Annotated in this window: 11 protein-coding genes, 1 pseudogene and 1 other annotated feature; of the genes and pseudogenes, 9 read left to right on the top strand and 3 right to left on the bottom strand. The window is 47.2% G+C overall.

What is annotated here, in order from left to right; translation table 11 throughout:
* Positions 1-294 precede the first annotated feature (294 nt).
* From FYJ45_RS19415 to FYJ45_RS19405, 3 genes are all read left to right on the top strand, one after another.
* Complete coding sequence (locus FYJ45_RS19415) at positions 295-1,002, top strand: acyltransferase family protein (RefSeq protein ID WP_195841897.1); 708 nt, start codon at positions 295-297, stop codon at positions 1,000-1,002.
* Between the two features lie 150 nt (positions 1,003-1,152).
* Positions 1,153-1,377 (top strand): AbrB/MazE/SpoVT family DNA-binding domain-containing protein, encoded by a 225-nt coding sequence (locus tag FYJ45_RS19410; protein WP_021635330.1) that lies wholly within the window; start codon positions 1,153-1,155, stop codon positions 1,375-1,377.
* Positions 1,378-1,379: 2 nt separating this feature from the next.
* The gene (locus FYJ45_RS19405) at positions 1,380-1,643 is read left to right on the top strand and encodes an HD domain-containing protein (RefSeq protein WP_154466768.1); all 264 of its coding nucleotides are present in this window, start codon (positions 1,380-1,382) and stop codon (positions 1,641-1,643) included.
* Positions 1,644-1,923: 280 nt separating this feature from the next.
* Here the strand turns inward: FYJ45_RS19405 and FYJ45_RS19400 are convergent, their stop codons facing one another.
* Both FYJ45_RS19400 and FYJ45_RS19395 read right to left on the bottom strand, forming a co-directional pair.
* Positions 1,924-2,061: a hypothetical protein gene (locus FYJ45_RS19400; RefSeq protein WP_154466766.1), complete on the bottom strand. Its 138-nt coding sequence runs from the start codon at positions 2,059-2,061 to the stop codon at positions 1,924-1,926.
* 164 nt (positions 2,062-2,225) lie between these two features.
* Complete coding sequence (locus tag FYJ45_RS19395) at positions 2,226-2,855, bottom strand: TetR/AcrR family transcriptional regulator (RefSeq protein ID WP_154466764.1); 630 nt, start codon at positions 2,853-2,855, stop codon at positions 2,226-2,228.
* Positions 2,856-3,052: 197 nt separating this feature from the next.
* Between FYJ45_RS19395 and FYJ45_RS19390 the strand changes: the two genes are divergently transcribed.
* The 3 genes from FYJ45_RS19390 (at position 3,053) to FYJ45_RS19380 (ending at position 5,639) form a co-directional block, all read left to right on the top strand.
* Positions 3,053-4,222 carry a macrolide family glycosyltransferase gene (locus tag FYJ45_RS19390; protein ID WP_154466762.1) on the top strand — a complete coding sequence of 390 codons (1,170 nt, stop codon included), beginning with the start codon at positions 3,053-3,055 and terminating at the stop codon, positions 4,220-4,222.
* A 123-nt stretch (positions 4,223-4,345) separates the two neighbouring features.
* Complete coding sequence (gene ispF, locus FYJ45_RS19385; RefSeq protein WP_021635324.1) at positions 4,346-4,882, top strand: 2-C-methyl-D-erythritol 2,4-cyclodiphosphate synthase; 537 nt, start codon at positions 4,346-4,348, stop codon at positions 4,880-4,882.
* A gap of 25 nt (positions 4,883-4,907) precedes the next feature.
* Positions 4,908-5,639 carry a GNAT family N-acetyltransferase gene (locus tag FYJ45_RS19380; protein ID WP_154466760.1) on the top strand — a complete coding sequence of 244 codons (732 nt, stop codon included), beginning with the start codon at positions 4,908-4,910 and terminating at the stop codon, positions 5,637-5,639.
* On the opposite strand, the pseudogene FYJ45_RS32795 reads toward FYJ45_RS19380, so the two are convergent.
* Positions 5,523-6,150 (bottom strand): annotated as a pseudogene (locus tag FYJ45_RS32795) (IS630 family transposase); the annotation flags it as partial. The gene FYJ45_RS19380 and the pseudogene FYJ45_RS32795 overlap by 117 nt on opposite strands.
* Before the next feature lie 208 nt (positions 6,151-6,358).
* Positions 6,359-6,577, top strand: a binding site (T-box leader).
* Positions 6,578-6,632: 55 nt separating this feature from the next.
* On the opposite strand from FYJ45_RS32795, the gene epsC reads away from it, so the two are divergent.
* From epsC to FYJ45_RS19360, 3 genes are read left to right on the top strand one after another with little or no spacing between them, the layout of a single operon-like run.
* Entirely contained in the window at positions 6,633-7,439 is an 807-nt protein-coding gene (gene epsC / locus FYJ45_RS19370; protein WP_154466758.1) for a serine O-acetyltransferase EpsC, read from the top strand.
* A gap of 59 nt (positions 7,440-7,498) precedes the next feature.
* Positions 7,499-8,908, top strand: a complete 1,410-nt coding sequence (cysS, locus tag FYJ45_RS19365) for a cysteine--tRNA ligase (RefSeq protein WP_154466756.1) — start codon at positions 7,499-7,501, stop codon at positions 8,906-8,908.
* On the top strand, positions 8,893-9,333 hold the full coding sequence (locus FYJ45_RS19360) for a Mini-ribonuclease 3 (RefSeq protein WP_021635319.1): 441 nt from the start codon (positions 8,893-8,895) through the stop codon (positions 9,331-9,333). Before cysS ends, FYJ45_RS19360 begins: the two co-directional genes overlap by 16 nt.
* The last annotated feature ends 4 nt before the right edge of the window (positions 9,334-9,337 follow it).

Genomic DNA, 9,337 nt, shown 5'->3' with positions numbered 1-9,337 from the left:
AAGCCGCCGCGACCACCTCCGCACCTTTTTGGTGTAAGTGTATCAGCCTTATTTCACTTATTCCCTGTAACGACTCTTACGATGATTCACTTTACGTTCGTCATAGCACTCTTATCCTAACGGTACGTCCGACTTAGGCTGTCAGATTTCCCATATTGTCCCACAAGCTTCCCACCTGAACGTTACCATTCACGCAGATTGTGGTAGGATTACCCCAAATGGATAGGGTAGCTGATTATCAGCAATTCATTATGCGACTTCTTGTCGCACTTCTGCATCCGGATCGTTAATGGCATGGGCCCCTCCTGGTTCCTTCTTCAGCTTTTTGTACTGTCTTTGGTATTAGTGCTGTTTCGGAAAGCCGATAAAAAGGGGCGTCTTTCTGCGTGGGGCGAACGCTGTAGTATTCCTGTACTGCTGGCGTTTTATCTGCCGGTCCTGGGAGCGGCCCGGCTTCTGTATATTGCCTATACCTTCCGTATCGGACTGTATTTGCTTCTGTTCCTTTTGGGATATTATGTATTTTCTCATGACAGAGTCCAGCGGAGCCTGCAAAAGCACTGTATTCTGCTGCTTGCGGCGGGGCTTGCAGCAGGTGTGGCGCAGACGGACGTTTCCTGGGGGAAGCCTTATCAGGCTGTGGTTAATAACTGGCTGGTGATGCTTTATACCTGGCTCATGATTCTGGCAATACTGGGAGCCGCCGGCCGGTGGTGGAACCGAAGCACCTGCTTTACGTCCCGGATGAGCACCCGCAGCTTCGGCATTTATTATTTTCACTATGTTCCTATGATTTATGCTGCATGGTTTCTTTCGGAAAAGCTTGCTCTTCCATATATCATGAATTATATACTGACGTTTGTTTTTTCACTGGCGGCGGCAGTGCTTTTGGGGGAACTGTTTGTCAGAATTCCTGTGCTGAATGTTTTGGCTGGTCTGAAAGAGAAGGACAAAAAGAAAGATAAAAAGAAAATGGTTCGGGTTGACGCGCCAGGTAAATGATGGTACGATTTTTCTTACAAGTAAGACCGGAAGCAGGGGGAAAATAATTTTCCATGCCTGCCAGTCTGATGAGAAAATGGAAGGCAGTATGCAGCGGCGGCATTTGCCGAAGGCCTGCTTTCCTGTATCAGATAAAAGGGAGGAATTGTCATGGCAAAGCTTAAACCGCCGAAAGGTAAATTTGTGGCTACCGTCAAGGTAGGGCCGAAGGGACAGATTATAGTTCCAAAAGAGGTACGGGATATGTTTCAGATCGAACCGGGGGACATGCTGCTTTTGCTTGCGGATGAAGAACAGGGAATCGGCATCCTTCCTTATGACAGCACAGGACAGATGTTTGATGATATGTTCCCCGGGAAAAATCAGGAGGAATGAATATGTTAACACCAGAGGAGGCAAGACGGGAGCTTGATTTGGCAACAGAAAAAATGCCGGGCCTCTGGGTGTGGCACAGTATTTCTGTAGCGGAAAATGCCGGTCTGATTGCAGTCAAAATCAACGGTATGGACGGCGAACGAGCGTATGTAATGGGGCTTCTGCACGATATCGGCCGCCGGGAGGGCTTTAAGGCAGTGATGCCATATCCCTGCCGCGACCTTCTTGAAATTAAAAACACAAATTATTTAGCTGTCCTGTTTTGAAATAATCCAATCTTCTGCCATAGATGCACCAATTCTCAAAAGCATCTTTTATAAAGATTTCCCTGGATATCCCAGAACCCTATTTTTCCCTCTTCATCTGATAATAATGAATGCGGTTAGACAGCAGCGCAGCGGCGCCTGCTATTAATGCCCCGGCGGCATACGCAGGCTTTCCGATACACATCCAAACTGTGCCTCCCAGCAGCAGGCTCACCCCGGCAATCCCTCCCACAGCAGTTCCGATTCTGTCGGCTTTTGCTGACGGTGTACGCAGCTTTTTTTATTTTTCCGCTGCAAAACGGCTAAGCTCCTGGGTTTTTTCCAAAGTCTTTTGCGTATGCTCCATTGCGGAACGGGTTAATTCCATTGTTTTCTTTGCTGCCTTCATTGTGCTTTCTTGTAATCTGTTCTGATCCATTTCCTTTTCCCCCTGGAATATGATATTTAATTATCTTATATAAAAACCAACCGTCGGTCTTTATATTGTCAAAAAAAACGACCGTCTATGGCAACAGTCATTTTTACATCCTTCAAGAAAAAACGGCTCCAAGCTTTCCAGATAAAATCATCAGATATATTATATCAGCCATAAGCCTCGGCAAGGATTGCAATTATATTATCGTCAAGAATATCCAGGCCAAGCTGCCTCATAACAAACTGCAGGTAATTCAGACGTTCCTTCGTTTCCGCACAGTTACGCCCGAACAATGCAGGATTTGCCCAATAATTCAGAAGTATCAGAAAAACCTCTGAACAAAGGGCGGGCTGCATCGTCTGCAGGGAACCGTCCCTGATGCCTTCTTCAATCAGTGCACAGAGAGTCGGCGCATCCTGCTGCATACTTGACTGCATGCTTCCGACTACGAAATAGGGATTGACCTGCGATGATAACACTTTATCAAACATATGGGTTTCTGAGTCATCCGCGAGCTGTAAAAGAATTTTTTTCAGCTTCTCTTTTGCATTTTCAGCCTTAGTATTACGAATGAGTTCATGGAAACTGTCAAAAACATACTGTGCCCTCTTCTGTATGACAGCCTCCAGAATCTCTTCTTTTGACTTGAAGTGATGGTAAAGCCCGCCTTTGGACAGCTTCAGAGCGTCTAGGATGTCCTGGATACTCGTCTGCTCATACCCCTTTTCTGAAAAAAGCCGGGCAGCTGTAATTATGATTTTCTCAACTGTTTGTTCAGGATATTTGTTTCTTTCCATAATGCCTCCATATAAACCGACGGTTGGTTTGTGTTGAGGATATCAGAGATTACATGAACCGTCAAGCTAAATAATGAACAATTGATTTATTTTCATTGACATCCGATCTTATATGAACTATAGTGAAAGTGTGAAAAGTAAGAAAAGTAATACTTTTAATACAAAAGTGCATATGTGAAAGAAAGGAAAACTGTGACATGAGTAAAATTGTATTTTTCTGCATTCCTGCCTATGGGCATACCAATCCTACCATAGAGGTCGTCCGTGAGCTGGTAAAAAGGGGAAATCAGGTTCATTACTATTCCTTTTATGAGTTCCGGTCCCGTATTGAAGAAACAGGCGCCGTCTGCATACCCTGCGATGATTTTATGCCTCCCGCTCCAAAAGATATTGACAAAAAAGTAGGCAAGGATCTGTCCTCCCTGGTGGATATGACTGTGGATGTAACGCTTGCCATGGAAGATAAGGTACTGGGTGAGCTGCGGGCCTGGAAGCCGGATTGTATAGTATCGGATTCCATCTGTATCTGGGGAAAGCTGTATGCGAAAATACTGAATGTTCCCTTCGTCTGCTCCACAACCACCTTTGCATTTAATCAGCAGACGGCGCGTCTTATGAAGCAGAGCCTTTCGGAGCTTCTGCGTATGCTGTCCGGGATGCCCCGAATCAATGCCAGGCTCAGGCAGCTGCGCCGCCATGGTTATGAAATCCGGCAGTTTTACGAGCTGTTACAAAATGATAATGATACGGAAACCATTGTTTATACATCGAAAGAATTCCAGCCCATGTCGGAAACCTTTTCCGATAAATTTACCTTCATCGGCCCTTCCATTGCGGTTCCGAAGCCGTCAGGACATAAGAAAAGCAGGCCGCTGGTTTACATATCCCTGGGAACCGTGCTGAACAGGCAGGAGGATTTCTACATAAGCTGCATGAAAGCGCTGAAAACAGAAGCTGTGGATGTCATTATGTCAGTAGGCGGGCGCACAGATATTTCCGGACTCGGAGTTATTCCGGATAATTTTCAGGTAACACCCAGGGTCAATCAGCTGGAGGTGCTTCAGGAGACTGATGTATTTCTTACCCACTGCGGCATGAACAGTGTGAGCGAAAGCCTGTATTTCGGCGTGCCTATGGTATTATTTCCCCAGCAGCCGGAGGAGGGCGCGGTTGCCCGCCGTGTGCAGGAGGTGGGGGCCGGAATCCCCTTGCCGGGAAGGGGAGCCTCCGTAATCCGGGAAAGTATCCTGCAGGTTTTGAAGAATGCCCGGTTTCGTGTGGCCGCGGGCGGAATCGGAGAAAGCTTCAGAAAAGCCGGAGGAGCGCAGAAAGCAGCTGATGTAATCGAAAAAATCTCCTCAAAATGATTTTTTTAAAGGGAAAATGTGGTATACTCTCATTAAAGTCCGGTTTCAGCCTGTTCCCTTGCAGAGCAGGCTGAAGCTGCGACATGCATTTTGAAAAGATCAGATTATTAAGGAGAGTAACACATGAGAATAGGAATGGGCTACGACGTACACCGCCTTACGGAGGACAGGAAGCTGATTATCGGCGGAGTGGAAATCCCTTATGAAAAAGGGCTTCTCGGCCATTCGGATGCGGATGTCCTTCTGCATGCCATCATGGATGCCCTGCTTGGCGCTGCGGCGCTTGGGGATATCGGAAAGCATTTCCCCGATACCGATCCCGCGTATAAAGGAATCAGCAGTATGGAGCTTCTGCGTAAGGTGGGCGAACTTCTGGAGGAACACAGCTTTCTGATTGAAAATATTGACGCAACCATTATTGCGCAGGCACCTAAAATGCGTCCCCACATCGATACAATGCGTAAAAATATTGCGCAGGCGCTGCAAATTGAGGTGGATCAGGTGAATGTAAAGGCAACCACAGAGGAAGGGCTTGGCTTTACCGGGACAGGAGAGGGCATTTCTTCCCAGGCCGTCTGCCTTCTGAATACACCCTACGGCCTGTATTCCCAGGATGTGAACGGAGGCTGCGCCGGGTGTGGAGGCTGCCCGAAGGCATAAATAATGAAGAAGGTTGGATAAAGGGATGGAATTACAAAAGCAGCGGATCAGACGGCTGGAGGCTGCCGGCTGCCGTAGTTTAAGGGAATTGTGGGAAGAAGCTTTTGCAGAAGACACGAAGCTGTTCAACGACTATTATTTTGATAATAAGGCGGAAAAAAACAACGCCCTGATACTGGAGGAGGATGGAAAGCTGCTGTCCATGGTTTCCATGACGCCTTATCAGGTCTATGTCCTGGAGAAAAAAGAACAGCCGGGATACGGTATGCTGGAGGTCAGGCCCATGGAGGAAGAGGATATCCCGGAGGTGGTGCGTTTTGCGGTTCCGTTGCTGGAGCGCAGGTTCCAGGTATATACGGAACGCTCCGCGGAGTACTATGAAATGATGCTGAAGGAAATGTACGCCCAGCAGGGGGACAGTTTCCTGCTTCTGGATGATAAGCGGATTGTGGGCTATTTCCTTTACAGCCGGGAAAAGGGCCCGGTGATACAGGAGGCGTTGATTTATCCGGAATTTGAGGAGCTTGTGCTTGAGCCGGATACTGTCAGCCAGCCGGCAATTATGGGAAGGATTATCAGTCTGCCCGACATGCTTTCTTTCATCCGTTGCAGGCAGAAGCTGGATGTGCTGCTGAAATATGAGGACATCTCCTGTAAGCAGATCAATCCCTGCCAACAGAGAAATTGTTCCCAAGCGTTTATATTCATAATCGCGATAGACTTCACCGTTATTTTCTGTTGGGCGCAGGTCATCTGAAGTATTTGAAACTGCTTGGATTCCCGGCTTTTCATCATAAGAAACAGTTATTGTAAGCTTATAATCATCCGATACTATGATTTCACCATTTGCGTCGAACTGCATCTCAACCTGTTTGTATACAAGCAGAACTTCATGCATTTTTGCTTCAAAATCCGGATCACGTTTTTCACAGTAATACTTGATTTTGAATGGTTTGATATCATTATCCTTAAGAAATTTTGAATATAAGTTTTTGTAACTGTTGAAGGCCTTGGAAAGCCAGCTTCTTCTGCATGTTTCTGAATGTGTTTATGAAGCTTTGCTAATGTCCAAAGTTCCTGTGCATATCCTAATTTTACAGGCCTCTGACAGCCAATCTGCAAGCGATTTCATCAAATGACAAACCATCGGCTTTGTATAAAAGAATTCTTGCACGATCAACTACTTGCGCCTGAATTGTTCTTGTTTTTGATAATGATTTAAGGTATTTTTTATCCTCATCTGTTAAGGGAAGGAATGTATTTTTCATGGCGATCATCCTTTCATTTATGAGTATATTTTACCATACATTATGCAAAAACGATATATGGTACTTATTATTTTTGTGTTGTACTAGTTAGCATTGACTGATAAAGAGCTTAGAATAATTTAACAGGGGATTAGGTGGGGGAATACGTAAAAAGAAGTTGACAAAAAAAGGAGTTTTGCATATCCTGTATATAGATAGCAAATGAAGGAAAAAGGCGATGAACGGAAAGAGTAGGTTGTTGGTTTGCCGCAGAGAGGGAGTGTCACCGGCTGGAAGCATTCCTGGCAGATATGGCTGAAAGTGCCTCCGGGAGCTGATCGGGTGAGGGGAGTTTTCCTGTAGCCGGGTACGTTTACGCACGTTACGCGTTTTGAGTGCAGGTATTAACCTGAATTAGAGTGGAACCGCGGCTTCAACCGTCTCTGTTGCAGAGAAGGGAAGGAACCGCGGTTTATTTGTTGCCCTGGAAAGAAGGAAGGTAAATGGGTATTATAGGAAACATAAAAGAGGAGATTAGGATTATCAGGGAGCGTGACCCTGCAATACATTCTTCTATGGAGGTATTTCTTTATCCCAGCTTTAAGGTCATGCTTCATTACAGGCTGGCTCATAAGCTGTATCGATCGGGCCATTTTTTTCTGGCAAGGTGGATTTCGCAGAGGGGCGTAAGGAAAACGGGGATTGAAATCCATCCGGGAGCGCAGATTGGCAGGGGGTTTTTTATTGATCATGGAAATGGTGTGATTATCGGGGAAACGGCGATTATCGGGGATAATGTGACTTTGTATCAGGGAGTAACGCTGGGGGGAACCGGGAAAGAGCATGGGAAAAGGCATCCTACGGTGGGGGATAATGTTATGATAAGCGCCGGCGCCAAGGTGCTGGGGTCTTTTACCATAGGGGAAAATTCCAAAATCGGTGCGGGAAGCGTGGTGCTGGAGGAGGTGCCGCCCAATTCCACTGTGGTGGGGGTGCCCGGCCGGGTGGTGAAAAGGGGAAATCAGCCGATTCCCCGTGATACCATGGATCAGGTCAATCTGCCTGACCCTGTGAAAGAGGATATTTCCAATCTTCAGCATGCAAACAGTGAATTAATCAACAGACTGCTTGACCTGGAGGCGGAATTGCGTTACCTTAAAAGAACAGAGGAAAAAAGCTGTGAGGAAGGAAAATGCGCTTATCGTGAGGTGTGCCGGCAGAAGGAACGGTGTCACGAGAAGATAAAATGCTGTCAGAAGGGGCAGGAGGGCTGTCCCGTGTCATGCGGGGAGAAACAGACGGAAAACTGAGCGTCCTGAACAGTTACGATAAAATTATTTGAGAATATGAAAAAGGAGAACCAGTCAAGATGAAAATTTACAACACCCTGACAAAGAGAAAAGAAGAATTTGTGCCGATTACCCCCGGTGAGGTTAAAATGTATGTCTGCGGCCCCACTGTATATAATCTGATCCATATCGGCAATGCCCGTCCGATGATTGTATTTGATACGGTGCGCCGTTATTTTGAGCATAAGGGCTATAAAGTAAATTATGTGAGCAACTTCACTGATGTGGATGATAAAATCATAAAGAAGGCGATTGAAGAGGGCGTGGATTCCACGGTGATTTCCGAGCGTTATATTGCGGAATGCAAAAAGGATATGGAATCCCTTAATGTGAAGCCTGCCACCACCCATCCCCAGGCAACCCAGGAAATCTGCGGCATGCTGGATATGATACAGGAGCTGATTGACAAAGGGCATGCCTATGCGGCGGAGGACGGCACGGTATATTTCCGTGTCAGAAGTTTTAAGGAATATGGTAAGCTTTCCCATAAGAATCTGGACGATTTGGAGGGCGGAAAGCGTTCCCTGCTGGTATCCGGCGAGGCTCAGAAGGAGGATCCCTTTGATTTCGTACTCTGGAAGCCGAAAAAAGATGGGGAGCCTTACTGGGAGTCTCCCTGGTGCAAAGGCCGTCCCGGCTGGCATATCGAATGCTCCGTAATGAGCAAGAAATATCTGGGGGAAGAGATCGATATCCATGCAGGCGGGGAGGATTTGGTTTTCCCTCATCATGAGAACGAAATCGCCCAGTCCGAGGCGGCAAACGGCAAGACCTTTGCCAGGTACTGGATGCACAACGCATTTTTAAATATTGATAATAAAAAAATGAGCAAATCTGCCGGAAACTTTTTTACCGTGCGTGATATTGTGGCGAAATATGATCCGCAGGTGGTCCGTTTCTTCATGCTTTCCGCTCATTACAGAAGCCCGCTGAACTTCAGCGACGAGCTGATGGAAGCGGCCAAGAACGGTCTGGACAGAATCCGTACCGCTGCAGCCAACCTGAATTTCCTTCTGGAAAAAGCGGGCGCGGGCGAAGCCACGGAAGAGGAGAAGAAGCTTCTTAAGGAGGCTGCCGGATTTGCAGTGAAGTTTGACGAGGCTATGGACGATGATTTTAATACGGCGGACGCCATTGCCGCTATTTTTGAGCTTGTGAAATTTGCCAATACCAATGCCGGCGCGGATAATTCCGCCGCTTATATAAAAGCGCTGCTGGAGGAAATCAAGGAGCTGGCCGATGTCTGCGGGCTTATCGTGGAGAAAAAGGAAGAAATGCTGGATGAGGACGTGGAAGCGCTGATCGCGGAGCGTCAGGCAGCCAGGAAAGCAAAGAATTTTGCCAGAGCGGATGAAATCAGGGATGAGCTGCTTGAGAGGGGAATCATTCTGGAGGATACCCGCGAGGGAGTAAAATGGAAGAGAGCTTAAGCCTGCTTACGCAGATTAAAAAAGAATTCAACCTGGGGGAAGTAGATCTTCGGACCTACTCCCCCCTGACTCTTGCCTTCGTGGGGGATTGTATTTACGATCTCATTATCAGGACTGTGGTGGTGGAGCGGCATAATGCGTCCCCCAACAGGCTGCATAAGGAAAAAAGCCATCTGGTCAAGGCGCAGACACAGGCGGAGATGGGAACTGTTTTGCAGCAGTATCTTACGGAGGAGGAGCTTGCCGTATACAGGCGGGGGCGGAATGCCAAGTCCTATACCACGGCCAAGAATGCTTCCGTAGGGGATTACCGGAAGGCCACCGCACTGGAGGCGCTTTACGGCTACCTTTATCTGGACGGCCGGATGGAACGGCTGATGGAGCTGGTGAAAATTTCACTCAGGGAGCTTGATCTTGCTCTCTGAATAA

This window comes from Eisenbergiella porci (assembly GCF_009696275.1).
GTDB classification, from domain to species: Bacteria; Bacillota; Clostridia; order Lachnospirales; family Lachnospiraceae; genus Eisenbergiella; species Eisenbergiella porci.
Note: the sequence above shows the minus strand (reverse complement) of the source record. Positions and strands in the feature narration are given on the sequence as shown.

What these genes read in the sequence shown, in the direction of transcription:
- FYJ45_RS19360 (WP_021635319.1), top strand. Translation starts at nt 8,893, where the DNA reads ATGGAAGAGAGCTTAAGCCTGCTTACGCAGATTAAAAAAGAATTCAAC.
- FYJ45_RS19395 (WP_154466764.1), bottom strand. Translation starts at nt 2,855, where the DNA reads ATGGAAAGAAACAAATATCCTGAACAAACAGTTGAGAAAATCATAATT.
- FYJ45_RS19410 (WP_021635330.1), top strand. Translation starts at nt 1,153, where the DNA reads ATGGCAAAGCTTAAACCGCCGAAAGGTAAATTTGTGGCTACCGTCAAG.
- FYJ45_RS19405 (WP_154466768.1), top strand. Translation starts at nt 1,380, where the DNA reads ATGTTAACACCAGAGGAGGCAAGACGGGAGCTTGATTTGGCAACAGAA.
- epsC (WP_154466758.1), top strand. Translation starts at nt 6,633, where the DNA reads ATGGGTATTATAGGAAACATAAAAGAGGAGATTAGGATTATCAGGGAG.
- FYJ45_RS19415 (WP_195841897.1), top strand. Translation starts at nt 295, where the DNA reads ATGGGCCCCTCCTGGTTCCTTCTTCAGCTTTTTGTACTGTCTTTGGTA.
- cysS (WP_154466756.1), top strand. Translation starts at nt 7,499, where the DNA reads ATGAAAATTTACAACACCCTGACAAAGAGAAAAGAAGAATTTGTGCCG.
- FYJ45_RS19400 (WP_154466766.1), bottom strand. Translation starts at nt 2,061, where the DNA reads ATGGATCAGAACAGATTACAAGAAAGCACAATGAAGGCAGCAAAGAAA.
- FYJ45_RS19390 (WP_154466762.1), top strand. Translation starts at nt 3,053, where the DNA reads ATGAGTAAAATTGTATTTTTCTGCATTCCTGCCTATGGGCATACCAAT.
- ispF (WP_021635324.1), top strand. Translation starts at nt 4,346, where the DNA reads ATGAGAATAGGAATGGGCTACGACGTACACCGCCTTACGGAGGACAGG.
- FYJ45_RS19380 (WP_154466760.1), top strand. Translation starts at nt 4,908, where the DNA reads ATGGAATTACAAAAGCAGCGGATCAGACGGCTGGAGGCTGCCGGCTGC.